Here is a 26937-nt window from a genome sequence, read left to right as displayed (position 1 = left end):
GTAACAGAGGAGGACGCCATGGACAATCTCTATGACGAAGACGTCATCGCCTGGGCTGAACAGCAAGCTCATCTACTGCGCACGGGCCAGTGGTCGCAGCTTGATATTGGCAACCTCGCAGAGGAGATCGATGATGTGGGCAAGAGCGAAAAACGCGAGCTGCAAAGCCGCTTGTACGTGCTGATCGCTCATGCCCGAACCAGTACCTTCGTTGAAACCGGCTTGCCAGACTTGCCAGCCTGTATGCCGTGGTCTATTGAGATGGTGCTGTCTCAGGAATTTTTGCCGGGGTGAAAAATGACTAACCCATACGAGCGTGACGTTGTTGCATGGGCGCAGGAGCAGGCTTTCTGGTTGCGGTCAGGCGATTACACCTTGATTGATGCGCAGCACGTCGCCGAAGAAATCGACGGCGTGAATACACGCTGGCAGCATATGCTGTGTGACCGGTGTGCCGAATTGCTGGCGCACCTCGCGCGATGGCGCGGGCAGGAAGGTAACCGCTGCCAACTCTGGCAACGTTTGAATGAATTGCAGCGTCAGCGCATCCATCGCATGCTGATGCGCATGCCCAGTTTGCGGGAGTCGTTGTACGGCCGCGAACTGCTGGAAGATGCCTGGCTGGACGCGCTGCTCAAGGTGGCCGGTGAACACAATTGCTTTGACTTGCCTGATGCCAGCCTCTGACCGATGGCGCAGGCGCTGGATCAGGATTTCTTCCCAGACCAATTACTTGCCGTCGTAAGTCACGCGGAAGACGCGGCCGCCGTAGTCGTCGGAGACGAGCAGGGAGCCGTCGGCCAGCGTGACGACATCCACCGGACGGCCAACCACTTCGTCGCCGCGCAGGAAGCCGTCGATGAAGGCGGTGTCGCTGACGACCTTGCTGTTATACAGCGTGATCAGATGGACCGTATAACCGATCTTGTTCTCGCGGTTCCACGAGCCGTGCTCGGCGACGAAGATGTTGTTGCGGTAAATTTCAGGGAATTGCTTGCCGGTGTAGAAGCTCATGCCCAGCGGTGCTACGTGGGGTCCCAGCTTAGCCACTGGCGGTTCGAATTCCTCGCAGGTACGGCCCTTGCCAAACTGCGGATCCGGCACCACGCCGCCGTGGCAGTACGGGAAGCCGAAGTGCTGATTGGGTTTGGTGACCACATTCAGCTCGCAGGACGGTGTGTTGTCGCCCAGCTCATCGCGGCCATTGTCCGTGAACCACAGCTGTTTGGTGGCTGGATGGAAGTCAAAGCCCACGGTGTTGCGCACACCGCGCGCGACTTCCTCGAGCTGGCTGCCATCTGCATTCATCTTGTAGATCTTGGCGCTGCGGGTGCTGTCCGTATCGCAGATATTGCACGGTGCGCCCACCGGAATATACAGCTTGCCATCCGGCCCCGCGCGCATGACTTTCTCGCCGTGCCATTTGTCATTGGGCAGGCTGACCTTGACAACTTCATACGAAGGCTTCTGCGCGTAGCGCTTATCGATATCGTCAAAGCGGATCACGCGGCTGATTTCACCCACGTACAACGCGCCATTGAGCAAGGTGACGCCGATGGGATTTTCCAGGCCATCGGCGATGGTCACCACCTCGGCGCTCTGCTTGTCCGCGCGCGGCACCAGCGCATACACCTTGCCGGCCTTGCGCGAACCGACATATACGATGCCGCTATCGGACACCGCCATGCTGCGCGCTGTCGCCGCACCATCCGCGTAGACGCTGATGCGGAAGCCTTTCGGCAGCTTGAATCCGCTCAGCAGATCAGTCGCCGCCGGCTTGGCTGCCGCCGTCGTCGTAGCCGTAGCAGCAGGCGCCGCCGCCAGTTTTTTGTTCGCATTGGCGGCAATGTAATCGGCCAGCATGCCGATCTGTGCAGCGCTGAGTGCAGGCGACCAGGCCGGCATATTCTTCTGCGGCACGCCCTGGCTGATAATCCTGATCAGATTGTCCCTGGTCGGTGCGCCGTGTAGCCAGGCGTGCTCGCCCAGCGTCGGACCCACCGCGCCTTCCAGTTTGCTGCCGTGGCAGGCAGCGCAATTGGCTTGATAGAGTTGTGCGGCGGTTTGTGCCGGCGCCGCAGTTGCGGCAAAGGAGGCGAACGCCATGCCGATAGCGGCGGCTTGCAGAGCGATCTTTTTCATTGCTTGTTTTCCCCGGATGAGTGATATGGCCATTGTACAATCTGCGTCCCAGACCAACTCATCAACTTGCTTCATGACTCCTTAACTCGCACGTGCATGGCGATCACGCCGGCGGCATTGCGGAGTTGCAGCGCCTGAGTGGCGCAATTGTGGTTGCCAGTCCGGCATCGGTGCAGGCTTTGCGCCAGGGAATGGCCGGGGAGGATGATCCGCAATTCAAGAACTTGTCGCCGTTCCCGCAGATTGGCGCCGCCCAGGCGGTGGCGGATGGCGAAGCGGTGCGGGTAGGGCCGCTGGCGGTGACGGCGGTCTACACGCCGGGCTATACCATCAGCGGCGTCAGCTGGACATGGACCGCGTGCCAGCAAGGGCGCTGCGCGTCGATGGTGTTTGCCGACAGCCTCAATCCCCTGGCCAGCGAAGGCTACCGTTTCAGCGCCCACAGCAGCATCGTGCAGAACTACGGCGCCAGCTATACCGCACTAAGCCGTCTGCCCTGCGATGTGATGGTGGCGTCCCACCCGGACGCCGCTGCCCTGCGCGAGCAGGCCGCGCGCGGCACGCTGATTAGCGACGGCGGCGCCTGCAAGCGCTACGTTGCCGCCTCGCGCGACGGGCTCAAAGCCCGTCTCAACCAGCGAACGCAACGCGGCGCAGTAAGCCCGCGTTAGCCGGCGCGCAGGCGTGGCAGGGCCGGCGCGGATGCCGCAGCCGTACCGCTACGCGCTGCGGCAATGGGCGTTACGCTGGCGCTGCCCGGCCGCCGCGCGGCGTCCACCTTGAACACGCTGACCAGCTCGGCCAGATTGCCGGCCTGACCCTGCAGCGATTCGGCCGCTGCCGCCGCTTGCTCGACCAGCGCGGCATTCTGCTGCGTCACGCCATCCATTTCCATGATGGCCTGGTTGATCTGCTCAATGCCGGCTTCCTGCTCACCGCTGGCGGCCGTGATCTGCTCCATGATCTCGCTGACATTGCGGATGCTGTGGACGATCTCTTCCATGGTCTTGCCCGCCTCGTCGACCAGCATGCCGCCGTTGGCGATCTTTTCCACCGATTCGCCGATGAGCTGTTTGATGTCCTTGGCCGCGCTGGCGGAGCGCTGCGCCAGGTTGCGTACCTCCGTTGCGACCACGGCAAAGCCACGGCCCTGTTCGCCAGCGCGCGCCGCTTCCACTGCCGCATTCAGTGCCAGAATATTGGTCTGGAACGCTATGCCGTCAATCACGCCAATGATGTCCACGATCTGGCGCGACGAGGCGCTGATGGCTTCCATGGTCGATACCACGCCGCCCACCACTTCACCGCCGCGCACCGCCACGCCCGAGGCGCTGGCTGCCAGCTGATTGGCCTGGCGCGCAAACTCGGTATTCTGTTTGACGGTGGCTGTCAGCTCTTCCATCGCGGACGCGGTTTCCTCGAGCGAACCGGCCTGCTGCTCGGTGCGCGAAGACAGGTCCTGATTGCCGCTGGCGATTTCATCGGAAGCCGTCGCCACTGCATCCGTACTGTGGCGGACTTCGCTGACGATAGCCGCCAGGCGATCACGCATCGCTGCAATGCTGAACAGCAGGCTGGTGCGGTCGTTGGCCGCCAGGTCCACATGCACGGTCAGGTCGCCTGCTGCGATACGGTCCGTGATGCCGGCCGCATAGCCCGGCTCACCACCCAGCTGCCGCAGCAGCGAGCGGCTGATGAGCCAGCCCAGCAGCACGGCCAGCACGACCGAAGCCGTACTCAGAATAAAAATCATCCACGCCGAGCCCGCGCTGCGGTCATGGATGGTCACGCCGATTTCATCAATCACGGCCTTCTGGCGATCGACCAGCGCGCCCATGGCCGCCACGTAGGTGTCGCCGGCAGGGATGAACTGCTGCTCGATGATCTGGTTGGCCTGGTCCACATTGCCTGCCGCCTTCTCTGCAAAGGCTTGCTTGCGGACGGCCTGATAGGCCTTGCGTTTTTCCTGCGCGGTGGCGAACAGCGCCTTGGCTTGCGCGTCATCGAGCAGCTCGACGATCTGGCGCTGGTTGTCCTCGGCGCGCCGGGAACTGGTGGCGATGCCGTCTTCAAACATCTTCTGCGCAGCAGGATCGCTGGTTTTGGACGCCGCCAGCGCGCGCTGGACATTGGTTTCCACGATGCCGCGCCACGCAGTGACCAGGCGTTCGGTCCTGAGCTGCTGGGCGAGCAGGGCGTCGGTATCGGCGGCGGTCTGGCGTATGCTCATCCAGCTGGCGATGGCGACTGCCAGCAGCAGGCATAAAGTGGCGCCGAAGCCTATGGCCAGCCGGTTGCTGACCTTCATATCGGATAATCTCATGGCAGCTCCGCGTTAAAATGTTATATAAAAGAAATATTCGTTTCTAAAATACATTTTATCACTGAAGAAAAAATGCTGCAAAGCAACTAGCGATTCCTTACCTGGATTTACAAAACTGTCGCGTTTGGGTAGGCTGCGGGCCATGTCTACCATTGTTCAATTTGAAGTGTCGTTTGACGGCATGGCGCTGAAAGCCGACCACTATGTGGGCCGCGACAGCAATCGCATCCTCTATGTGCATGGCGCGGGCCAGAGCAACCGTCACGGGCATCGCCTGGTGCGCGCCACGCTGCAGCAGCGTGGCTTGGGCAGCGTGTGTTTTGATTGCATCGGCCATGGCGAGACAGGCGGCACGCTGGCGCAGTCGTCGGTGGCCAGCCGTACGCGCCAGGCTGCGGCGGTCGCTGCGGCGCACGCGCTGCCGCAGCCGCTGGCCGTGTTTGGCGCCAGCATGGGCGCGTACAACGCCATCCGGCTGACGCAAAGCCAGCAGGTGGATGCGCTGGTGCTCATGGTCCCCGGCGTCTACACGCCATCCGCCTATGAAGTGCCGTTTGGCCCTGATTTTTCAGCCGTGATCCGCCGTGAGCGCAGCTGGTGCGACAGCGATGCCTGGGAGATCCTGTCGCACTTTGAAGGCCGTCTGCTGGTGATCGCCGCCGAGCACGACGCCACCATCCCGCTGGAGATTCCCGAGCGCCTGGTCGATGCCGCGCGCCGTGCCGAATCGCGGGTGCTGCATGTGGTGAAAGGCGCCGAACATAACCGAATGTGGTCCCTGCTGCAGGAAACCCCGGCGGACTTCGATGCGGCGATCGACATGGTCGTGGCTACGGTGAATGGCGGAAGGCAGTAGGAGTCGAACTTACGAGGGAGCGGCTGACGCCCCCCACCGGGTTTGAAGCCCGGCCCCATCACCGGATGAGTATGCCTTCCGTAGGTGCTGCTTAAACGCTGTACGACCACACGGCGTTGGGCCGTATCAGGTGCACATTGCCGACCCGCCGAGTATAGCCGACGCGGTCAAAGAACTCCAATATCTGTATGGCGCGCTTGCGTCCGAGGCCGGTCGCGTCGCGGAACGATGAAGCCTGTACTTCGTCCAGCGTGGCGACCAGCTGCGCCAGTTCATCCAGCCGCTGCGGATGATAAAACAGATCCGGCACCACCTGGTTCAGCTCTCCCGTCTTGGCGAGTTTGAGTAGCAGGCGCCTTACCTCCGCTTCCGGCATCGCATGCTCGAGCGTCAGATCGCGTACCCATGGCGGATCGAAGCCGCCCGCCAGCAAGGACGCCATCAGCGGTGCGGCCAGCGCCTGTTCTTCGGCGCTCAGTTCCACGCTATGGGTTGGCAGGTGCAAGCTGCGGCCGCGTTGTTTGATCTCGCCGCTGGCCAACAGGGTTTCAATTAGGCGGCTCCACAGACGGTCTTCCATGTCCGGTGCGACGATGCGCTTCAATCGCCAAAGCTCCGGCCCGGCATCGTCCGGTGCGCGTGCGTGGAATTCGGCCAGCGCTGCCAGAATGCGTGTCTGCAGCGCCTGCACTTCGGCGGTAGCGATCAACAGTTTGTCGCCGCCTTGCAGCGCGACTTCCAGCGTGCCGGCGGGCGCGCTGATTTGCAGCGCCGGCAGTTGTGACAGGCGCACTAGCGTGGACATGCGCAAACCCAGCGGACCACGCGCGAGCAGGGCGCCGATGTCGCCATTGGCGATGTAAGCCGCCAGCGCATCCAGCCACGCCGTGCGCGCCGCACTGCGCCGTTTGCGCGCCGGTCCGAAGGGATCAAGCACCATGCCGCCACCGATGGTGGCAGTGGCTTGTGCATTGCGGATCACGAAGCGGTCTCCGGGCACGGCATGCACGGGCGCGTCCAGCACCAGCTGCACGCGGCTGGTATGGCCGGGCGCCAGCACGTCGCCCTCCAGCATCACCACATTGGCCGTGTGATGGGCCGCGCCCAAATGCACATGCACTGGCGACCATGGCTTGAGTGTGAGGCCGCAGTCTGGCGTCAAGGTCAGTTCGACATCGATGCGCTCCGAACACTCGCCCAGCGCAGGCGCGACCACCCATGTGCCGCGCGTGATGTCTTCTTTTGCCGCACCGCTCAGATTCAGTGCCAGACGCTGGCCGGCCCGCCCCACCTCCGCCGCACGGTTCTGCGCATGAATGCTGCGCACGCGCACCTGCTGGCCGCCAGGCGCCAGTTGCAGCGTGTCGCCCACGCGCACACTGCCTGCCAGCGCGGTGCCGGTGACGATGGTGCCCTGGCCGGCCAGGGTGAATACGCGGTCGACGCCAAGGCGGAACAGGCGGCGCTCATCGTTGGCCGGCAGTGTCGCGGACATCTGCGCCAGATGTTGCAGCAGCGCCTTGACGCCGACGTCGCCTTCGGCCGTGGCGTTGGTGCGGAAGATGTGCGCGCCGGCGAAATCGGTTGGCGCCAGCAGCGCGTGGATCTCGGCTTCCAGCTGCTCCAGCCGGTCGGCATCCACGCGGTCGATCTTGGTCACGGCCACGGCGCCGCGCTTCACGCCCAGCAGGCGCAGGATGGCCAGGTGCTCCAGCGTCTGCGGCATGATGCCATCGTCAGCGGCAATCACCAGCAGGGCGGCGTCGATCCCGGTGACGCCTGCCGCCATGGTGCGGATGAACTTTTCGTGGCCGGGCACGTCGATCACGCCCAGCACGTCGTCGCCGAGCGGCGTGTAGGCGTAGCCCAGTTCAATCGATATGCCGCGCGCCTTCTCTTCTTTCAGGCGGTCGGTATCGACGCCGGTGAGGGCGCGCGTCAGCGTGGTTTTGCCATGGTCGATATGGCCAGCGGTGCCGACGATCATGCTGCGAGCTGGCCCAGTTGTTCAATGAAGCGCTGCTGCTGGTGGTCCTGCAGGCAGCGCAGGTCGAGCCACAGCGCGTCTTGCGCGACGCGGCCGATGACGGGCAGTGGCAGCGCGCGCAGGCGTTGTTCCAGCACGCCCAATGCGTTGCTGATGCGGCCCTCGGCGGCAGGCCGTACCACCAGGCCGTAGCTGGGCAACTGGTCGACGGGCAGGGCGCCGCTGCCGATCTGGCTCATCATCGCTTCATCAGTGACGACATAGCCAGCGCCCAGCGCGGCTTGCAGCAACGGCAGGATGGCCTGCGCCTGCGCGCGCATGTCGGCGGCGGGACGCGTCAGCAGCTTGAGTGTGGTCAGGCGTTCCGGCAGCAGGTCCGGTGCACGATAGAGCGCAAGCACCGGTTCCAGTGCGGCTAGCGTCAGTTTGCCGACGCGCAGGGCGCGCTTGAGCGGATTCTTTTTGATCTGCGCGATCAGGTCTTTGCGGCCGACGATGATGCCGCATTGCGGCCCGCCCAGCAGCTTGTCGCCGCTGAATGTGACCAGGTCGGCGCCGCCTTCGATGGTCTCGCGTACGGTGGTTTCGTGCGGCAGGCCGTATTGTTCCAGGTCGACCAGCGTGCCGCTGCCAAGGTCCACGGCCAGCGGGATGTTGTGCTTCTTGGCTAGCGGGGCCAGTTCATCCAGCTCGATGCTCTTGGTGAAGCCGGTGATGGCGTAGTTGCTGGTGTGGACCTTCATCATCAGCGCGGTTTGCGGACCGGCGGCTTCGTCGTAGTCTTTGAGATGGGTGCGGTTGGTGGCGCCCACTTCGCGCAGCACAGCGCCGGCGCGGGTCATCACGTCGGGGATGCGGAAGGCGCCGCCGATTTCCACCAGCTCGCCGCGCGAGACGATGACTTCCTTGTTCAGTGCGACCGTGTTCAGCATCAGCAGCACGGCGGCGGCGTTGTTGTTGACGATGGTCGCGGCTTCGGCGCCCGTCAGTTCCAGCAGCAGGTCTTCAATGAGGTTGTCGCGGTCGCCGCGTTTGCCGGTGTCGATGTCCCATTCGAGGTTCATCGGCCAGCGCAGGGCGTCAACCACGGCTTGCACTGCGCTGTCGGGCAGCAGCGCGCGGCCCAGATTGGTGTGCAGCACCGTGCCGGTCAGGTTGAAGACCGGACGTAGCGGCGATGCATTTTGCTCGCGCAGGCGGGCAGACAGCATGGCGAGCAAAGCCGGAATGCTGGTGTCGCCGCCATCGCGGTCAGCCAGCAGCTTGGCGCGCAGCTCGGCCAGCAGCGCGCGGGCGCCTTCCAGCGTCTGCACGCGGCCATATTCGGCAATCAGCGCCTCGCAGCCCGCGTCCGACAGGATCAGGTGGACGGCGGGGAGGCGGATTGCGCCTGCCGGCGCGGTGGCGGACGACGTGTTCATTCCGCGTTGAACCACAACAGCGGGTTGCCGCTGGCACGCGCGTAGCCGGCCTCGCCGACCAGCAGGTCCAGCGCCAGGCTGGCCAGATCGTCAGCCAGTGGATCGACGTAGAAGTCATGCTCCTGGTTGAAGATCTTGCGATACGTATGACAGTCATCGCAGGTCTCGGCGCGCGCTACCTTGCTTGGATCGTTGGCTTTGTTGACTGGCTCCGCCGGCGCTGGCAGGCCGCCTTCCGGCTCGATGCTCTGGTAAGCGATGTTCGACGTGCTTTCGCAGCACGAACACTTCACGCGCACCATATGCCACTCGCTGGAGCAGCACGCGCATTGCAGGTAGCGATAGCCCTGCGACTGCCCGCCGATGCGGATTACGCTGGCCACCGGATGCGAGCCGCACACCGGGCACAAGGTATTGGTCACCAGCGGCTGCACGCGCGGCGCCTCCAGCTGGCTGGCGCGCATGGTCCACATCACTTGCAGGGCCGCCGCCACAAACGGCGCATGCAGCGGATGCACGCCCTCCGTCAGCTCGGCCAGCACCGCATCAGCACAGCCTTCCAGTTGCGCGGTGTCGAGCGAGCGCAATTCCGCCAGCACCACCGCCAATTGCGGCTGGCTTGCTGCTAGCGAGTCCAGTTGATCGAGGATGGCGTCAAACACACGGCGCCACGTCGGCGGGCGCTGGCCGCTGACGGGTAGCGGCGGCATGTGATGATCGATCGCCATCTGGATGCCCGCCGCATCGGGCAGGGCAAACGTCTCCGGCGGCAGCGTACGGATCACTGCTGCCTGTGCATCCACCAGGGCTGCCATCATGTTCAGGTAGCCGCTTAGCGTTTCGCCAACGGGAATGCCTTTGATTTGATTATTTGCCAACTGGCGCAGCCGTGTGGCGCGTGCTGTAAACAGACTGCGTGCTTCGGGGAGCAGCAGACGAGGTATGGCGGTGTGATCGAGGGTTTCGATCTCGCCTGGTTCTAACAAGCGTTGTACCAAAAAAATCTCCCGTATTGCCGGTGGCGAGTGGCTGCCGGCTCAGGGAGTATTCTAATCCTAAAACGACAGCCACCACCGCAGGCTTAGTCCTGGCTCTTGCGAACCACTTCTTCAAACCAGCGCGGATGGTGCTTGCGCGCCCACCCGTAGGTGACCGTGCCGCGCACCATGGCGCCGATGGAACCTTTGACCCAGAACGCCGCGTAGATGTGCACGATGATGGAGCAGATCAGCACAAACGCGCTGAACGCATGCAGCAGCGCCGCAAAGCGCACCACTTCGATCGGGAAGTAGAACGCAAAGTAGGCGCGCCAGATCACGATGCCCGACAACAGCAGGCCGCACATCGAAGCGATGAGCACGAAGAACAGCAGCTTCTGGCCGGCGTTGTACATGCCGATCTTGGGCAGCTTGTCTTCACGGTTGTTGAGCACATCATCCATCTGCCTGAGCCACTGCTTGTCGGCTGCGTCGATGTGGTTGTGGTGCCAGAAGCGCACCACCAGCAACGCAAACGACACAAACATCACCAGCCCGATAAACGGATGCAGGATGCGCGTCCACTGGCCGCCGCCGAGGAATACCGCCAGCCACGACGTCGCCGGGTGGAACATGGCGAGACCGGAGACCGCCAGCAGAACGAAGCAGATCGCCGTGACCCAGTGATTGCTACGGTCATTCTTTGTGTAGCGCTGGATCAGCGGATTGCCGTCTTTATCACGGTTGGGCGAGCTCATTTTGCTTCCTCCCTGATACGTTGTGCTTCCTCGACTGCTTCGGCTTCCTCTTCCTTGCTGACTTCATTCGGACCAATGCGCGAGTAGTGGAACCAGCCCGCCAGCGCAGTGATGGCCATGCCGGCCAATGCCAACGGCTTGGTCAGGCCCTTCCACAAGCCCACGGTGGCGCTGATGCTGGGGTTCTCGCGCAAGCCGTGGTACAAGGTCGGCTGGTCTGCGTGGTGCAGCACGTACATCACGTGCGTGCCGCCGACACCGGCCGGGTCGTACAGGCCGGCGTTGGCGAAACCGCGCGACTTCAGGTCCTCGATGCGTTCCTCCGCGTGTTCCTTCATGTCCTCCTTGGTGCCAAAGGTGATGGCGCCGGTAGGGCAGGTTTTGACACACGCAGGTTCCTGGCCGACGGCCACGCGGTCCGAGCACAGGGTGCACTTGTACGCACGGCTATCGTGCTTGGAAATGCGCGGCACGTCGAACGGACAGCCGGCCACACAGTAGCCGCAGCCGATACAGTTCTCCTGATGGAAGTCGACAATGCCGTTGGTGTACTGGACGATCGCGCCCGGCGAAGGACAGGCCTTCAGGCAGCCCGGATCTTCGCAGTGCATGCAGCCGTCCTTGCGGATCAGCCATTCCAGGTCGCCCTTGGTGTTCTCGTATTCCGAGAAGCGCATGACGGTCCAGGATTGCGGCGTCAGGTCCAGCGGATTGTCGTACACGCCGGTGGTTTCACCCACCTCGTCGCGCAGGTCGTTCCACTCCATGCAGGCCGTCTGGCAAGCCTTGCAGCCGATGCACTTGGAGACGTCGATCAGCTTGGCGACAGTGCCGGTCACCGGTGTACGGGCCATCGGTGTCTGCACCGTCGTTGCCGACATGCGTTTGATATCAAGTGATTGTAATGCCATGTTTATCTCCTCCGGCCGTTAAGCTTTTTCCACTTTCACCAGGAACGACTTCGATTCCGGTGTCTGTGAATTGCCGTCGCCCACAACAGGCGTTAGCGTGTTAACCAGGTAGCCCGGTTTAGTGAGCCCCTTGAAGCCAAAGTTGATCGGCAGGCCGACGTGGTGCATCGGTTTGCCATCGATGGTCAACTGCTTGATACGCTTGGTCACCACGGCTTTCGCGATGATGTAGCCGCGTCCCGACGTCACCTTGACACGGTCGCCATGCACCACGCCGACTTCCTTGGCCAGCGCTTCGCCGATTTCGACGAATTGCTCCGGCTGGATAATGGAATTCAAGCGCGCATGCTTGGTCCAGAAGTGGAAGTGCTCGGTGAGGCGATAGCTGGTCGCCGCATGCGGGAACTGCTCCTTTTTGCCCAGCTTCTTGCGGTCGTTCGGGAACATCCGGCCGGCCGGGTTGTTGAAGGCTTTCGGGTTGTTCGGGTGCAGCGGGTTATGGCCGATCGGCGATTCGAACGGTTCATAGTGCTCAGGGAACGGACCCTCCGCCATCGCATCACGCGCGAAGAAGCGCGCCACACCTTCGGCCAGCATGATGAATGGGCCCATGCCGTTTTCCGGCGGCTCATCCACCTTGTAGTCCGGCACATCGACGCCACCCCACGCGGTACCGTTCCACGCAATCAGCTTGCGGGTTGGATCCCATGGCTTGCCTTTCGGGTCGCACGATGCGCGGTTGTACAGCACGCGGCGGTTGGCCGGCCAGGCCCACGCCCAGTTCAGCGTCTGGCCGATGCCGGACGGATCGCTGTTGTCGCGGCGGCCCATCTGGTTGCCGGCCGCAGTCCACGAACCGGCAAAGATCCAGCAACCGCAGGCAGTGCTGCCGTCGTCCTTGAGTTGCGCGAAGCCTGCCAGCTGCTCGTTCTTCTTGAGGATAACCTTGGTCGCATCTTTCGGATCGGTGATCTCTTTCAGCGCCTTGCCGTTGTATTCCATCGCCAGTTCTTCCGGTGTCGGCGAGGCTGGGTTGGCATAGTTCCAGGTCAGGTTCAGGATCGGATCCGGGAACTTGCCGCCGTCGGTCTGGTACGCCTTCTTCATGCGCAGGAAGATGCCTGACATGATTTCCAGATCGCTCTTCGACTGGCCAGGACCTTCAGCGCCTTGCCAGTGCCACTGCAGCACGCGCGAGGAGCTGACCAGCGAGCCGCGTTCTTCCGCGAAGCAGGTGGTCGGCAGGCTGAATACCTCGGTCTGGATCTGCGTTGGATCGACTTTGTGGAAGTCGCCATGCGGTTTCCAGAACTCGGACGTCTCGGTCTGCAGAGGGTCCATGATGGCCAGCCATTTCAGCTTGGACAAGGCATCGGTGGTCTTCTGCTTGTCCGGCGCCGACGCCAGGATGTTGAAGCCCTGGCAGATATAGCCGGTCATCTTCCCCTGGATCATGAGCTCGAAGGCCTGCATCATGTCGTACGGCTTATCCAGCTTGGGCAGGTAGTCGAAGGCCCAGTTATTTTCCTCGGTCGCCGCATCGCCCCACCAGGCCTTCATGAAGGAGACCAGGAATTTCTTGGAGTTGCTGTAGTAGCTGAGCTGATTTGGACGCAGCGGTTTCAACGCGCGCTTGGCCACATACGCATCCCAGTCCTGTTCCGCCTCGCCTGGCAGGGTCAGATAACCCGGCAGCATATTGGTCAGCAGGCCCAGGTCAGTCAGGCCCTGGATGTTGGAGTGGCCACGCAGCGCATTCATGCCGCCGCCAGCAATGCCCATATTCCCCAGCAGGAGCTGGATCATGGCGCCGGTACGCAGGGTTTCCGCACCGGTGGAGTGCTGGGTCCAGCCCAGTGCATACAGGATGGTCGCGGCACGTCCCGGTACTGCGGTCGAGGCCAGCGCTTCCGCCACGTGATGGAATTTCTCCGGCGGCACGCCGCAGGCCCGCTCCACCATCTCCGGCGTGTAGCGTGCATAGTGCTTCTTCATCAGCTGGTACACGCAGCGCGGGTGCTCGAGCGTCGGATCGACCTTGGCATAGCCGTCGTCGCCCATCTCGTAGTTCCAGCTGCTCTTGTCGGTGTACTTGTTCTTGCTGTCGTCCCAGCCCGAATAGAGGCCGTCGTTAAAGGCGAAATCTTCGCGCACGATAAACGGCATGTCCGTGTAATTGCGGACGTAGTCGTGCTGGATTTTGTCGTTGGTGAGCAGGTAGTTGATGATACCGCCCAGGAAAACGATGTCCGCACCGGTACGGGTAGGGACGTAATAGTCCGCCACCGAAGCGGTTCGGGTAAAGCGCGGATCGACCACAATCAGCTTGGCGCCGCGATGCGCTTTCGCTTCCGTGACCCATTTAAACCCGCAAGGGTGTGCTTCTGCTGCGTTGCCGCCCATGACCAGGATGACATCGGCATTCTTGATGTCTACCCAGTGATTCGTCATCGCACCACGTCCAAATGTCGAGGCAAGACCTGCCACCGTTGGACCGTGTCATACGCGTGCTTGATTGTCGAATGGGAGCATGCCAGTGGCACGCATGGTTTTATGGGTCAAGTAGCCGACTTCATTGGTACTGGCCGATGCACACAGCATGCCAGTGGTGGTCCATCGGTTGACGGTTTTGCCGTCTTCGGTTTTTTCGACGAAGTTGGCGTCACGGTCCGCCTTCATCAGTTTGGCGATGCGGTTGAGCGCTTCATCCCACGACATCGGCGACCAGTCGCTCGCACCGGGTGCGCGGTACTTCGGCGCCAGCAGGCGGTTGGGGGAGTGAATGAAGTCGATCAGGCTCGCGCCTTTCGGACACAGGGTGCCGCGGTTGACCGGGTGGTCGGCATCGCCTTCGATGTGGATGATGCTGGCCGAGGCGTTCTTGGCGCCGTCGCCCAGACCGTACATCAGCAAGCCGCAACCGACGGAGCAGTAGGGGCAGGTGTTGCGGGTTTCGGTGCTGCGCGCCAGCTTGTATTGGCGGACTTCGGCCAAAGCCGTCGCCGGTGCAAAGCCAAGCAGCGCGATACTCGAACCCGCGATGGTCGCGCCAGTCACCCGAAGGAACTGGCGTCTCGACATCTGGTTCATGGTGTCCTCTCTTAGTCTAGTGACCGCTTGAGTTTACACCGAGCACAATAGAAACGTGCGTTCCGATTTGTATTAATTGTTGCTATTCGGCCAGAAGTACCTTTTGGTATAGCGCATTTGATAATCTTGATGCTACTTATAGCAACGTTTCAGCTTGCTGTAATCATAAAAATGGCTGGCGGGGGCGATTCTGGCGTCGTTGCAGGCGCTTTTGAAGTCCATCTCTTTTTCGTTGTACAGCATGCGTACCAGCATGCGGCCGGCTGCATTTTTATACACATCCCACTGGATATTGGCGGCCATCGGCGCCACTTGCGCGCCGCGCCACGGACTGGTTTCGTAACTATAGGTTGTGGCGCGCGGCAGTTGCCCGGACATGCCGGGCAGGCCCAGGGCGCTGGCAAACGGGATGACGATTTCCGCATGGGCGAAACGCAGCTTGGCGGCGTGCGACAGGTCGCCGTTGGCGATGGTGTCTGTCTCGGCGAAGAAATCGTCGAGCAGCGCACCGGCCATGCGCCAGGTGACGTCGCCGTTTTCCGCGATGCCCGGTCCCTTTTCGTAGAAGGCGATGGCGTCTTCCGCCTCTGCATAGACGCGTGCCTGTTCGGCCGGGACGTAGCGCGTGAAGTCGGCTTTGAGTTCGGTCTGCATGTCGGCCGCCGCCGCATACAGCTCGTACAGCGCGAGTGCCGCGTCAGTAACGCTGGCGATTTTCATTTCGCCATCGCCGGTCAGGTCGCTGGTGAATTTGCCATCGGCGCTGGTGTAGCTGCGTGTGCCCGTGTTGGCCGCGCTGCGCTGGCCCCGGTCCAGCGCCTCAATGAAGGCGGGCGTGAACAGGCGTTCCAGCGTGGCGCGCGCCGCTGCTTGCAGGCGTGGTTGCGCGTGGACGGCTGCCTCGCGTGCTTTCAGCTCATCGCTTTTGGCCCAGCGCTGGTAGGCCAGGCTGGACTCCGTCACCAGCGTGTCCTGTTTGGTATTCAGCTTATGGAAGTAGAGCTGGAAGCGGTCGATGCTGGCGTCGATGAGCGGTTCCAGCGTAGGCTGCTGCTTTACCAGCGAGCGGCCGAAGAAATAACCGCTGTCCACGGCGCGGTCCTTGCCGGAGGTGACGATCAGCACGCGCCGCTTGGCCGCTGGTGCATCGCGGAACAGCTCCGGCAGGCGCGCACGCAGGCGCTGGGCCAGTTGCGTGTGTTCGGCCACGCCCTGTGCGGTCTCGTTGCCATAGCCAGCCTTGGTAATGCCCGCCACGCCGTAGCCCAGCAGCGCATTGGCCTGCATCATCTGCTCCAGGTCCGGACCCAGCGCGCGGCCCAGCGGCGTCAGCGCGTCCTCATTGGCGGCCAGCTGCCACAGGTTGTACAGCGCCAGGTCGGTCTTGAAGCTGCTTAGCCCGCGCGAGCCATGGCGGGCCAGCATCTGTGTGTACACCGCCTTGTAGCCGGACGGCGCCGCCTCGTAGCTGGCGCTGGCCTGCTGCGGCGCATACGGCGTCTTGGTTTGATAAAACTGCTCGCCGTAAGCGTTCAACAGCAACAAGGATAGCGCGGCGCCAGCCGCAAGGCGGTATGGTTTCATACCTTAGAAGTCTACGCGAACATTGACGCTAGCGGTGCGCGGTGCGCCGATGTTCAGGTAATTCTCCTGGTAGTAGGTCCAGTATTTGCGGTTGGCGATGTTGGAGATGTTGGCGCGTACGCTGAGCATCTTGCCAAAATAGCGGTGACGGTAGTTGAAGCCCGCGTCAAACAGCGTGTAGGCCGGCAGCGTGTTCACATTGGCGGCGTCCATCGGCAGCTCGCCCAGATATTGGCTACCCACATGCAGCGCCAGGCCTGGCAGCACTTCGCGCCAGGTTGCCTGCACCGACGCCTGACGGCGCGGGGCGCCAACAGCGCGCTTGCCGCTGTAGCCTTGCGCAGCATTTTCCAGCGTTGCATCCAGCAGCATGATGCCGCCTTCGATCGACACATTTTTCGCCGCCTGCACCACGGTGTTGAATTCCGCGCCCTGGTATTTGGTTTCGCCATCCATCACGAACACATTGGCTGCATTGGTGTACTGCGCGCCGCGCTTGATGCTGAACAGCGAAGCGGTGGCGTTCCACCAGCTACGTTCCGTTTTCACACCCACTTCCGACTGCTTGCTCTTGATCGGCGCAAAAGTCTGGTTGGCGTTGAGCGTGGACGTCGGCGCGCTGGCCGACTGTTCCAGCGCTTCCACGTAACTGGCGTACAGCGTGGTATCGGCGGCTGGCTGGTACATCAGGGCCACGGTTGGCGTGGTCTTGTTGGCCGGGTAGCTGGCGGTGACCGCACCCTTGGTCGAGTAGGCGACGTCGCTGTAGCGCGTGTAGCGTGCACCGGCGACGACCGACCAGCTGTCGTTCAGCTTGAGCGTATCGCTGGCAAACACGGCTTCCTGGCGCGTGGCTTCGTCCTTGTAGGTGCCGCCGCTGTAGTTGATGTTCGCGACGCTCATGATGTTGGGCGCGTACAGGTTGCCGGTGCCGATATAGGTTTTTGGCGTGACGACCGAGGACGTCGACACCAGGTTCTGCGACATCACGCCAAATACCACCTCGTGCACCAGGCCTGCGGTGTTGAACTTGCCGTTGATGGTGGCCTGCACTTGGTCAAAATGGTAGCCGTGCAGCTCCGAGGTGACGCGGTCCTTGTAGTCGCCGTTGTTGGCGGTGATGTAGTACTGGTCCTTCTTGTACACGCGCGTCGAATCCGAGGTGCGGTAGGAGGCGTTGAGTACCCAGTCCGGCGCCAGAACATATTCGATGCCGGTGGTGGCCAGCGTGTATTCCACATCGCTGCCGGCGCCGATGCTATTCAGCTTGCTCTCGCCGTCGATCGGCGATGGCACCTTGAACGATGGCGCGATGATGATGTCGGTACCGCCCACGCTACGGCGGCGCTGGTAGATCGCATCATAGGTCAGCGCCAGATCCTTGGTCACGCGCCACTCCAGGTTCACGCCGGCGGCGTTACGCTTGATCGAACCGCTTTCCTGTTTCAGGTCGCCGTCTTCATGCAGCAGGTTGAGGCGGTAGCCGAAATCGCCTTCTTCGCCCAGGCGGCCGCCCATGTCGATATGTTCCTTGATTGCGCCGCCTTCCTGATAGCCCATCGCCGCGCTGAAGCTCTGGCTGGTGGTCGGGCGTTTGCTCACGTAGTTGACGATGCCGCCCGGCGAACCGAAGCCGTACATATAGCCGGTCAGGCCTTTCAGCGCTTCCACGCTTTCAAACATCTCCAGCGGCATTTCGGTGCCGCGGTTGATGTTGGCCAGGCCATTGATCTTGTAGCCGTTCAGGTCATCCAGGCGCAGGCCGCGCATCTGGATGGTGGCAGGGTGGGTGGAGATCGGTGGCGAAATTGCCGTCACCGAAGCGTCGTACTTGAGCACTTCGGAAATGCTGGTGGCCAGGCGGTCTTCGATTTCCTCGCTGGAGACAGCCTTGGTGGAGAAAGGCGTATCCAGTTCCGACTTGCGGCCCAGTGCACCGCTGCTGACGCTGTCGCCCAGCCGTTTCTTTTCAACCGTGGCTTTCACTTCCACCGTGGACAGCGCGCCGCCCACATCCTCCGCCGCGACAGCGGAAATATGGAGCACACACAGGCCAGCGGCGGCCAGCGCCAATTGTAGACGGGATGGAGCGAAAGGATTTTTCGAGGACATGGGAACCTGAAGAAGTTGGACGAACGATAAAGCCCAACATCCTAGAGGCTTTATATGACGACCGTATGACGCAGCGATCGTCGCTTCTTCAGGTGGTTGAAGTTTACAGCAGTTTTTCGATATCGCTCAGCGATGGTGGTGACGCGCCCGCGCCAAGGCAGGCGGCAGCGCCGGCCGCTACCGAGAACTGCAGATGCTGCAAGGGCGCAGCGTCCGCACGGTGCATCATGCTCCACGCCAGCGCTGCGATGCTGGCATCGCCCGCGCCCACGGTGTCGACCACGTCGATCTTCGGCGCGGGCAATGACCATGACTGTTTGCCGATGTGCAGCTCGGCGCCGTTGCCGCCTTTGGTGTACAGGTAGGTGGCAGCAGGGTTCCAGCTGCGCAGCGTCTGGAATGCGGACGCGATATCCTTGGTGCGGAACAGGCCTTCGAGATCTTCTTCAGATACTTTAATCACGTCGGCCAGCTCCGTCATGTGGCGCAGCGTGGCGTCGTACCTGGCGTCCATGAGCAGGCGGAAGTTCGGATCGTAGCTGATGCGTACACCCTTCAGCTTGAGCTGCTCGGCCAGCGCCACCAGCTTGCCGGCCAGCGGCTGGCGCGCCAGGCTGATACCGCCGAAGTGGATCCACTGGCATCGCGTGATCCAGCCGTCCGGCAGCTGCGCCGCGTCGAAGTGCAGGTCGGCGCTGTCGTCACCGATGAAGAAATAGCTGGGAGGATCGGTGCGGTGCACGATGGCCAGCAAGGGCGCGCGGTCGTAACGCTGCAGGAAGCGCAGGTCCAGCTGCGCTGCTTCACTGGCTTGCCACAGCGCGTCGCCAAACACATCGCGGCTGATGGCCCCCGCAAACGCGGACGGTTCATCCAGCCTGGCCATGGCGCGCGCCACGTTCCAGGTGGAGCCGCCGGTCTGGCTCAGCCACTGGGTTTGCGCGCCATCCTGCACAATCATGTCGGTCAGCGCTTCGCCCGCTGCTACAAATGACGGAAACATCTTAATCCTTCTTCAATACGTTGAGCACTTCATAGCAGGCGCCCATGGTGTGATAGTCGACTTTGCCGGCCGGGCTTTTCTCGTCGGTCAGCTTGCTGTTGTCGGTGCCGAGGATGCGGTACCAGGCGCCGTACTGGTGATCGACAAAATGCTCCCAGCTGTAGTTCCAGATTTTGTCATACCAGGTCCAGTAGCGCGACTCGCCCGTGCGTGCCGCCAGCAGTGCTGCCGTGGCCAGGCTCTCTGCCTGCACCCAGAAGTATTTGAGATCGTCGCAGATGCTGCCGTCCGGCGCGAAGCCGTAGTAGATGCCGCCGTGCTGATGGTCCCACGCCTTGGCCAGCGCCGCATCAAACAGCTCCACCGCGCGCGGCAGCAGCCAGTTGGGATTGTTGGCCAGGTGCGCGCCATGGCGCTCCAGCAGCAGCAACAGCTTGGCCCATTCGGTCAGGTGACCCGGCTGGTAGCCCCATGGACGGAAGATATTGCTCTTGTCATGGCGGTTGTACTCCGTATCCACCGACCAGTCGGCGTGATAGTGTTCCCACACCATATTGTCGGCCAGCGCGGCCTGGCGCACCGTGATGTTGTGTGCCAGCGTCTCGGCACGCAGCAGGTAGGCGCGGTCGTTGGTTGCTTCAAACGCGGCGATCAGCGCTTCGCACGCGTGCATATTGGCGTTCTGGCCGCGGTAGCCGTCGAGGTGCGACCAGTCGGCGCTGGCCTCGTCGGCGTACAGGCCATATTTCGGGTCCCAGAAACGCTGCTCCATGAGCTCAAAGGTTTCGTTGATCCATGGGCCGGCCTGGGTTTCGCCCGCCATCAGTGCGTGACTGTAAGCCAGCAGCACGAAGGCCAGGCCGTAGCAGTGGTTGGTGCCATCGGTGACGTGGCGCTCGCGATTGTTCCAGTCCAGTTGCCAGGCGTAGCCGCCGGTGGCCGGATTGCGATGTGCATTGCGCAGGAAGGACAAGGCATGGCGCAGACGCTGACGATCCTCGACGTCGCCGAACTGCCGCCATGCCATCGCATAGTTAAACACGAAGCGCGTGCTGCTGACCAGATGGCGCGTATGTGCATCGTAGACCGTGCCGTCGTCCTTGTAGAAGTGATACAGGCCGCCGCTGGCGTCGATGCAGCGGCTGTCATAGAACTGCTTGGTGTGGCGGATGTGGTTGAGCAGGGTGGTGCGGGATCGGAAATCAGGGGCCATCTTCAGGTCCGTTTGAAAGTTACCAGGTTCTTGGGGCGCCAGCTGTCGATAACAGTGCTGGCGCGGATGATCAACTCCACCGGTGAGATCTTCTCCACCGGTACGTCGTGCGGGCCATTGAGCAGAAGTTCTACGCCCAATGCGCCCAAAGCTTTTTTGTCGATACGCAGCGTGGTCAGGGGGCGGTGTCCCAGCATGGCATTCGAGATGTCGTCAAAGCCGACGATTGCAATATCGTGCGGCACCTTGAGTCCACGCGCCAGGCAGCAGCGCATGGCGACCAGCGCCGCGCTGTCGTTGTAGCAGAACACCGCATCCGGCGGCTCGGGCAGGTCGAGCAACTGCTCCATCGCCTCCCATGCGCCGGTTTCCAGGTCCACGCCATCCGGCATGCAGGCCTCCAGCGCCGGATCGGCAAGGATGCCTTCCCTGAACAGCGCCTGCCGGTAGCCAAAGGCGCGCTTGCAGATGCTGTAGTGCGACATCGGGCCTGAGATGAAGCCCACGCGCGTGCGGCCGGTGTCGATCAGGTGTTTGGTGGCCAGGTAGCCGCCCATCATATTGTCCGGATTGACCGAGCTGTAGCCGCGCAGTTGCATGTCGATGAGCACCAGCGGCTTGCCGGTCGCGCGCAGGGCGCCCAGCATCTCAGGCTCGAAGAAGCCGGCGCAGACAATGCCGTCGGTGGCGTGCAAAGGAATCTGGTCGATCAGGCCATCGGCCGGACGCACCGCGAGGGAGGACAGTACGATGCCCTGCTTGCGGCAGGCTTCCTCGGCGCCGTGCAGCACGGGCGAATAGAAAGGACTGGCGGCTGCGGTGTCGTGCTGGCGATGCAGCAGAAAGGTCAGGCGGCGCACCCGTTTGGTACGCAGCTTGCAAAAATCGTAACCCAGATTGCGTGCGGTTTCCACCACCATCTGGCGCGTCACTTCGGTCAGGCCGGGTTCATTTTTCAGTGCGCGTGAAATCGTCCCTGCCGATACTCCTGCGACGCGGGCGATGTCTCTGATCGTTATATTGGTGCCCACTTTTGTCTCCTCGCTGTGCAATCAGTCTTGCATAGCCGTCTATGGGCGGTCAAACGATCTGACGATTTTGTCCAGCAGTTTAGCGATGTTTTACTAAACAGGAAGAATCGGGCGCGATGGAAGGGGTTCCGTAGCAGCCTGCAAGGCTTGCCGGGTGTTTAGCGAAAAGCTGCTTACAGCAGTGGAAGATGGCCCAGCGCGGGCGCTAGCAGCACCATGAGCACGCCGCTGAAAATCATGGTCAGGCTGGCGACCGCCCCTTCCTGCGGCCCGATGGCGCGCGCCTTGCTCAAGCCGAAGCCGTGGGCTGCCGCGCCATACGGGGCGCCGCGCGCAATCCGCATGCGCAGCGGCAGGCGCGCCAGCAGCACCTGGCCAAGCAGCAGACCAAACAAGCCGGTGATGATGACAAACACGCCGGTCAGCTGCGCCGAGCCGCCAAGGTGGCGCGTGGCCTCCAGCGCGAACGGCGTCGAAACGGAGCGTGCCAGCAGGCTGTGCGCCATGCTGCCGTCCAGCCCAAGCAAGCGGTCCAGCAGCAGCGTGCTGGCCAGCGAGGCAATGATGCCGGCTATGCTGCCCAAGGTGAGCGCCAGCCAGTGCTTTTTCACGAGATCGCGATACTGATAAATCGGCAGCGCAAACGCCACGGTTGCGGGACCGAGCAGCCATGACAGCCAGCGCGTATCGCCAAAGTAGACAGGGAAGGGTGTGGACGAAAGCTGCACCACTGCGATGAGTACGGCGGATGTGGCAATGGCCGGTGTCAGCCAGACGCGCGGATAGCGTTTGTGCAAAGCCTGGTTGGCGTGGAACAGGCCCAGTGTCAGCAGCAGGAACAGCAGCGGCTTCATTGTGATGCTCCGCGTTGTGCGCGCAGGCGGCGCAGACGGCGGCCGCGTTCAAAGCGGCAAACCCATTCCACGGTGAAGGCGGTAGCCAGCAGCACGCACACAAAGCCCAGGCCAATCGCCGCAAACAGGCGCAGGCCCTCGGCTTCCAGCAGGCCGGTGAACTGCACCACGGACACCACCAGCGGAATAAAGAACAGCAGCATATTGGACAGCAGCCAGTCGGCGCCGTGCTCGATGGCGGCAGGCCGCAGCACGCCGCTTTGCAGCAGCGCCACCATCACAATCAGGCCCACCACGCCGCCGGAAAAGGGCAGTCCGAGCCACGCGGAGGCACAGTCGGCGGCATACCACGCCGCGATCAGTCCCACCACCTGCATCAATGTACAACCTATGCGTTTCATGATGCCATTCTAGGTGCGCAAGGATTAAAGATAAAATGAATTAAATTTATAAAAATCATTCTGAATTGGAATAGATCATGGATATCCGCGCGCTGCGCTATTTTGTCGCCGTCGTCGAGCAGCAGAGCTTTAGCCGCGCGGCGGAGCATCTGCACGTCACCCAGCCTACTGTCAGCAAGATGATCCAGCAGCTGGAGCAGTCGCTGGAGCTCACGCTGCTGGAGCGTAGCGGCAAGCGCTTCACCTTGACCGATGCCGGCCAGGTGGTGCTGCAACGGGGCCGCGCGCTATTGGCCATGCACGAAGAAATGGGCGTGGAGCTGGAAGATTTGCAGCAGCTGCGGCGTGGCGATCTGCGACTGGGCGTGACCCAGCAATCGCATGCTTCGCTGGCGCCACTGCTGGCGGCCTATCACCGCCGCCATCCGCACATCGAACTTAAACTGTTTGAAGGCGGCTCACACGGCATCGAGGCCGATTTGCGCAGCGGGGTGCTGGAGATGGGCACCTTGCTCGACCATCCATCCAACCAGCAGCTCTGGCAGGAATTTGACTCCTTCCCGCTGGTGCGCTCGCCCATGTGTTTGTTGGCGCCGAAGGACTCTGCCTGGCGCAGCCGCAAGCGCGTGGCCTTGCGCGAGCTGGCCGATAGTCCCTTCATCTTCTACGGCGAAGGCTTCGCGCTGAACGAGATCATCGCCGACGCCTGCCTGCGTGCAGGCTTCAAGCCCCGCATTACCGGCCGCAGTGGTCAATGGGATTTCGTCGCCTCGCTGGTGCGGCTGGGTGTGGGCATCACGCTGCTGCCCAAGGTCTTTTGCGACACGCTGACACCGGGCCAGTTCACCATCGCCAAACTGGAAGAACCGGCGCTGGACTGGAATCTGATGCTGGCGTGGCGCCGTGGCGGCCACCTGTCGTTCGCCGCGCGGGCGTGGCTGGACCTGGTGCGCAGCAAACCAACAACAGGTCGCTGACCTTTTTGTTAAGTTTTGTAAGTTTTTCTTACGTAGCGTTGCAGTTGAAAGTTTGTCTATACCCATCGTTGTTAGGAAATGTAATACCAGCTGCATACCAGATTGAGTGAAATCAAGGACTTAGCATTCAACCGGTCGCAAGTGCTGTTACGCAAAATGCAAGCTAGTATGGTCCCATCGTTGTAACGAAAGGGACACAAACATGCATTTCCGCCGGTTGGTTCGACACACACTGCTGCTCGCCATGCTCTCCGCAACGGCTGCCCGCGCTGGCACGCTGGTGATTGAAAGCTGGCGTGTGGACGACAAAACGCTGTGGGAAAAGGTCTTGATCCCGGCGTTTGAAAAAAACCATCCGGGCATCGAAGTCAAGTTCGCACCCACCGCACCAACCGAATACGATTCCAGCCTGGCCGCGCGCCTGGCCGGCGGCACGGCGGGCGACCTGATCGCCTGCCGTCCGTTCGACGTCTCGCTGTCGCTGTACAAAAAAGGTCACCTCGAAAAGCTGGATGGCAAACCGGGCATGCAGAATTTTTCGCCGACCGCCACCGTGGCCTGGCAGACCGATGACGGTAAAGACACGTTCTGCATGCCGGTCGCCTCGGTGATCCACGGTTTTTTGTACAACAAGAAGATCTTCAAAAAACTGAACCTGCAACCGCCTAAAACGGTGGACGAATTCTTTACGGTGCTGGAGACGCTGAAAAAGAGTGGCGTCACGCCGCTGGCGCTGGGCACGGCCGACCAATGGGAATCGAGCCAAATGGTTTATACCAATATCGGTCCCAATTTCTGGCGCGGTGAGGAAGGGCGCAAGGCGCTCATCGCCGGCAAGGCCAGGCTGACCGACGCGCCGTTTGTCGAAGCGCTGACGTTTGAACAGCGCATGGGCGCCTACCTGGGACGCGGCGCCAGCGCACAGACCTATGGCGATAGCCAGAACCAGTTTGCCTTGGGCCGTGCGGCGATCTATCCCACCGGCTCGTGGGATATCTCGTACTTCAGCCAGACGCCGGGACTGGAACTGGGCGCGTTTGCGCCACCGGTACGCAAGGCGGGCGATGCCTGCTTTATCTCCGACCATATGGATATCGGCATAGGCGTCAACAAGAAAGCCAGGAACAAGGAAGACGCTTACAGGTTTCTGGCATGGGTGGGCTCGCAGGAGTTTGCCGACATCTACACCAACCGCGTGACCGGCTTCTTCTCACTGTCGAATCATCTGATCTCCGTGCGCGACCCGGTGGCCAAGCAGATGGCGGAGTGGCGCAATAGCTGCGCCTCCACCATCCGCTTCAATGCGCAGGTGCTGAACCGCGGCCAGCCCAGCATGGAGAGCGAACTTTGGAATATCAATTCACAGGTGTTGAACGGCAAGCTGGCGCCGAAGGATGCAGCGGCGCGGCTGCAAAACGGTTTTGCCAAGTGGTACAAACCACAGCAAAAGTAGCATCACACGGAAATCCCTCCCCTTGATGAAGTGTGATTCATTGCCGGCGCCGGGCGCGGCGCCGGCCTTTTTTTAATCGAATTCTGGAGGCAGTCTTGAAGCATGTGGTGAATACGGTGCGGCCCTGGCAGTTGCTGCTGTTTCTGGCGCCGGCGTTGATCGTCTACGGTGTGTTCAGCGCGCTGCCGCTGGTGCAGACGCTGGGACAGGGATTCTTCAGCGCCGATGATGGTGGCAGCGCGTCCTTTGTCGGCCTGGAGAATTTCCGCACGGTGCTGCTGGACCCCGACTGGTCGGCCGGTTTCTGGAACGCGATAGCCAACAACGCCAAATTCTTCTGCGTCCACATGCTGCTGCAAAATCCGGTCGGCCTGCTGCTGGCGACCTTATTCAGCCTCAAAGGGCTGCGTGGTGCGCGCACTTACCGCACGCTGATCTTTTTGCCGACGCTGCTGTCGGTGGTCATCATCGGCTTCATCTGGCAACTTATCCTGTCGCCGCTGTGGGGTGTGGGTGAAAAGCTGATGGGCTTTGCCGGCCTGGCCGATTTCTTCGTGCCGTGGCTGGGCGAAGAGGAGACTGCGCTGACGGCGATTTCCATGGTCTCCGTGTGGCAGTACATCGGCATGCCGATGATGCTGATTTACGCGGCGCTGCTGGCCGTACCGGATGAAATCGTCGAAGCTGCCCACGTGGAAGGCGCCAGTGCCATGCGTATTTTCTGGCAGATCAAGCTGCCGCTGATCTACCCGACGCTGGGCCTCGTCACCATCCTCACCTTTGTCGCAAACTTCAATGCGTTTGACCTGATTTACTCGATCAAGGGCGCGCTGGCCGGGCCGAATTATTCCACCGATATTCTGGGTACGCTGTTCTACCGCACGTTCTTTGGCTATCAGGCGCAGGTAGGCAATGCCTATCTGGGTTCTGCGGTGGCGACGCTGATGTTCCTTGTGATACTGGCCGGTGTCGGCGTGTACTTTGTCGGCGTACAGCGCCGTCTGACGAGGTTTGCGCTATGAAGAACCGTCTGATGGTGCATGGCGCCCTGATGGCGTACACGGTGCTGGCGCTGTTCCCGATTGCGCTGATCCTGATTAATTCGGTCAAGACGCTTGAAGCGATTTTTGACGATCCGCTGGCGCTGCCGACCATGGAGTCGCTGACCTTCATCGGCTTCCAGAAGGTCCTGGCCAGCACCAACTTCCTGCTTTACTTCGGCAACAGCCTGTTGGTGACGCTGGCTGCGCTGTTCTGCATCCTGCTGTTTGGCGCCATGGCGGCGTGGGCGCTGTCGGAGTACCGCTTCATGGGCAACCGCGTGCTGACGCTGTTCCTGGCGCTGGGCATCATGATCCCGATTCGCCTCGGCACCGTGTCGATACTGGAGCTGATGGTCAAGCTGGATCTGGTCAATACGCTGACGGCGCTGGTGCTGGTGTACACGGCGCAGGGACTGCCGCTGGCGGTGATGATCTTGTCCGAGTTCATGCGGCAAGTACCGACGGAGCTCAAGGATGCTGCGCGTTGCGATGGCGTCGGTGAGGTCAGCATCTTCTTCAAGGTGGTGCTGCCGCTGATCCGTCCGGCGATGGCCACGGTGGCGGTGTTCACCATGATCCCGGCCTGGAATGACCTGTGGTTCCCGCTGATCCTGGCGCCGTCCGACCGCACCAAGACGGTGACGCTGGGCGTGCAGCAGTTTATCGGCCAGTACGTCACGGACTGGAACTCGGTACTGGCTGCGCTGTCGCTGGCGGTGATTCCGATGCTGATTCTGTATGCGCTGTTCTCGCGCCAATTGATACGCGGCCTGACGGCTGGCGCTGTGAAATAAGGAGAGG

22 protein-coding genes, 1 tRNA gene and 1 pseudogene are annotated in these 26937 nt (G+C 61.9%); 8 read left to right on the top strand and 16 right to left on the bottom strand.

Annotated elements, in window-relative coordinates; genetic code table 11:
* The first annotated feature begins 18 nt into the window (after positions 1–18).
* Positions 19–294 (top strand): DUF29 domain-containing protein, encoded by a 276-nt coding sequence (locus BUA36_RS31490; RefSeq protein WP_072780663.1) that lies wholly within the window; start codon positions 19–21, stop codon positions 292–294.
* 3 nt (positions 295–297) lie between these two features.
* Complete coding sequence (locus tag BUA36_RS01120) at positions 298–687, top strand: DUF29 family protein (RefSeq protein WP_072780661.1); 390 nt, start codon at positions 298–300, stop codon at positions 685–687.
* 42 nt (positions 688–729) lie between these two features.
* Here BUA36_RS01120 and BUA36_RS01115 read toward each other — a convergent pair whose 3' ends face one another.
* Positions 730–2142, bottom strand: coding sequence for a c-type cytochrome (locus BUA36_RS01115; protein WP_072780659.1), 1413 nt, complete (start codon positions 2140–2142; stop codon positions 730–732).
* A gap of 89 nt (positions 2143–2231) precedes the next feature.
* On the opposite strand from BUA36_RS01115, the pseudogene BUA36_RS01110 reads away from it, so the two are divergent.
* Positions 2232–2813 (top strand): annotated as a pseudogene (locus BUA36_RS01110) (MBL fold metallo-hydrolase); the annotation flags it as partial.
* Here BUA36_RS01110 and BUA36_RS01105 read toward each other — a convergent pair.
* Complete coding sequence (locus BUA36_RS01105; protein WP_084559934.1) at positions 2810–4465, bottom strand: methyl-accepting chemotaxis protein; 1656 nt, start codon at positions 4463–4465, stop codon at positions 2810–2812. The pseudogene BUA36_RS01110 and the gene BUA36_RS01105 sit on opposite strands and share 4 nt — an antisense overlap.
* Before the next feature lie 142 nt (positions 4466–4607).
* Between BUA36_RS01105 and BUA36_RS01100 the strand changes: the two genes are divergently transcribed.
* The gene (locus BUA36_RS01100) at positions 4608–5321 is read left to right on the top strand and encodes an alpha/beta fold hydrolase (RefSeq protein WP_072780655.1); all 714 of its coding nucleotides are present in this window, start codon (positions 4608–4610) and stop codon (positions 5319–5321) included.
* On the opposite strand, the gene BUA36_RS01095 is transcribed toward BUA36_RS01100, so the two are convergent.
* The 14 genes from BUA36_RS01095 to BUA36_RS01025 form a co-directional block, all read right to left on the bottom strand.
* A tRNA-Sec gene (locus BUA36_RS01095) sits at positions 5306–5401 on the bottom strand. The two genes, BUA36_RS01100 and BUA36_RS01095, sit on opposite strands and share 16 nt — an antisense overlap.
* A gap of 11 nt (positions 5402–5412) precedes the next feature.
* The gene (gene selB, locus BUA36_RS01090) at positions 5413–7308 is read right to left on the bottom strand and encodes a selenocysteine-specific translation elongation factor (RefSeq protein WP_072780653.1); all 1896 of its coding nucleotides are present in this window, start codon (positions 7306–7308) and stop codon (positions 5413–5415) included.
* Entirely contained in the window at positions 7305–8729 is a 1425-nt protein-coding gene (gene selA, locus BUA36_RS01085; protein ID WP_072780652.1) for an L-seryl-tRNA(Sec) selenium transferase, read from the bottom strand. Before selA ends, selB begins: the two co-directional genes overlap by 4 nt.
* Positions 8726–9727 (bottom strand): formate dehydrogenase accessory protein FdhE, encoded by a 1002-nt coding sequence (gene fdhE, locus BUA36_RS01080; protein WP_072780650.1) that lies wholly within the window; start codon positions 9725–9727, stop codon positions 8726–8728. Before fdhE ends, selA begins: the two co-directional genes overlap by 4 nt.
* An 83-nt stretch (positions 9728–9810) precedes the next feature.
* Positions 9811–10464 carry a formate dehydrogenase subunit gamma gene (locus tag BUA36_RS01075; RefSeq protein ID WP_072780649.1) on the bottom strand — a complete coding sequence of 218 codons (654 nt, stop codon included), beginning with the start codon at positions 10462–10464 and terminating at the stop codon, positions 9811–9813.
* Positions 10461–11375, bottom strand: a complete 915-nt coding sequence (fdxH, locus tag BUA36_RS01070) for a formate dehydrogenase subunit beta (RefSeq protein WP_072780647.1) — start codon at positions 11373–11375, stop codon at positions 10461–10463. The genes BUA36_RS01075 and fdxH overlap by 4 nt, the downstream gene beginning before the upstream one ends.
* Positions 11376–11393: 18 nt before the next feature.
* Positions 11394–14465, bottom strand: a complete 3072-nt coding sequence (gene fdnG, locus BUA36_RS01065; protein ID WP_139260322.1) for a formate dehydrogenase-N subunit alpha — start codon at positions 14463–14465, stop codon at positions 11394–11396.
* 132 nt (positions 14466–14597) lie between these two features.
* Positions 14598–16049 carry a histidine-type phosphatase gene (locus BUA36_RS01055; RefSeq protein ID WP_072780642.1) on the bottom strand — a complete coding sequence of 484 codons (1452 nt, stop codon included), beginning with the start codon at positions 16047–16049 and terminating at the stop codon, positions 14598–14600.
* Positions 16050–16052: 3 nt separating this feature from the next.
* Positions 16053–18161 (bottom strand): TonB-dependent siderophore receptor, encoded by a 2109-nt coding sequence (locus BUA36_RS01050; RefSeq protein WP_072780640.1) that lies wholly within the window; start codon positions 18159–18161, stop codon positions 16053–16055.
* A 103-nt stretch (positions 18162–18264) separates the two neighbouring features.
* Entirely contained in the window at positions 18265–19164 is a 900-nt protein-coding gene (locus tag BUA36_RS01045) for a carbohydrate kinase family protein (RefSeq protein WP_072780639.1), read from the bottom strand.
* Between the two features lies 1 nt (position 19165).
* Entirely contained in the window at positions 19166–20377 is a 1212-nt protein-coding gene (locus tag BUA36_RS01040) for an AGE family epimerase/isomerase (RefSeq protein WP_072780637.1), read from the bottom strand.
* A 2-nt stretch (positions 20378–20379) separates the two neighbouring features.
* Positions 20380–21408, bottom strand: coding sequence for a LacI family DNA-binding transcriptional regulator (locus BUA36_RS01035; RefSeq protein ID WP_072781530.1), 1029 nt, complete (start codon positions 21406–21408; stop codon positions 20380–20382).
* A 173-nt stretch (positions 21409–21581) separates the two neighbouring features.
* A complete protein-coding gene (locus BUA36_RS01030; RefSeq protein WP_072780636.1) occupies positions 21582–22262 on the bottom strand; it encodes an LrgB family protein in 681 nt (226 codons plus the stop codon).
* On the bottom strand, positions 22259–22663 hold the full coding sequence (locus BUA36_RS01025; RefSeq protein WP_072780634.1) for a CidA/LrgA family protein: 405 nt from the start codon (positions 22661–22663) through the stop codon (positions 22259–22261). Before BUA36_RS01025 ends, BUA36_RS01030 begins: the two co-directional genes overlap by 4 nt.
* A gap of 77 nt (positions 22664–22740) precedes the next feature.
* Here BUA36_RS01025 and BUA36_RS01020 point away from each other — a divergent pair, with 77 nt between their 5' ends.
* The 4 genes from BUA36_RS01020 (at position 22741) to BUA36_RS01005 (ending at position 26930) form a co-directional block, all read left to right on the top strand.
* On the top strand, positions 22741–23640 hold the full coding sequence (locus BUA36_RS01020) for a LysR family transcriptional regulator (RefSeq protein WP_072780633.1): 900 nt from the start codon (positions 22741–22743) through the stop codon (positions 23638–23640).
* A 202-nt stretch (positions 23641–23842) separates the two neighbouring features.
* On the top strand, positions 23843–25093 hold the full coding sequence (locus tag BUA36_RS01015) for an ABC transporter substrate-binding protein (protein WP_072780631.1): 1251 nt from the start codon (positions 23843–23845) through the stop codon (positions 25091–25093).
* 107 nt (positions 25094–25200) lie between these two features.
* The gene (locus BUA36_RS01010; RefSeq protein ID WP_072781529.1) at positions 25201–26115 is read left to right on the top strand and encodes a carbohydrate ABC transporter permease; all 915 of its coding nucleotides are present in this window, start codon (positions 25201–25203) and stop codon (positions 26113–26115) included.
* Positions 26112–26930, top strand: a complete 819-nt coding sequence (locus BUA36_RS01005; protein WP_072780630.1) for a carbohydrate ABC transporter permease — start codon at positions 26112–26114, stop codon at positions 26928–26930. Before BUA36_RS01010 ends, BUA36_RS01005 begins: the two co-directional genes overlap by 4 nt.
* The last annotated feature ends 7 nt before the right edge of the window (positions 26931–26937 follow it).

It is taken from the genome of Duganella sacchari (assembly GCF_900143065.1).
Classification (GTDB): Bacteria; Pseudomonadota; Gammaproteobacteria; order Burkholderiales; family Burkholderiaceae_D; genus Rugamonas; species Rugamonas sacchari.
Note: the sequence above shows the minus strand (reverse complement) of the source record. Positions and strands in the feature narration are given on the sequence as shown.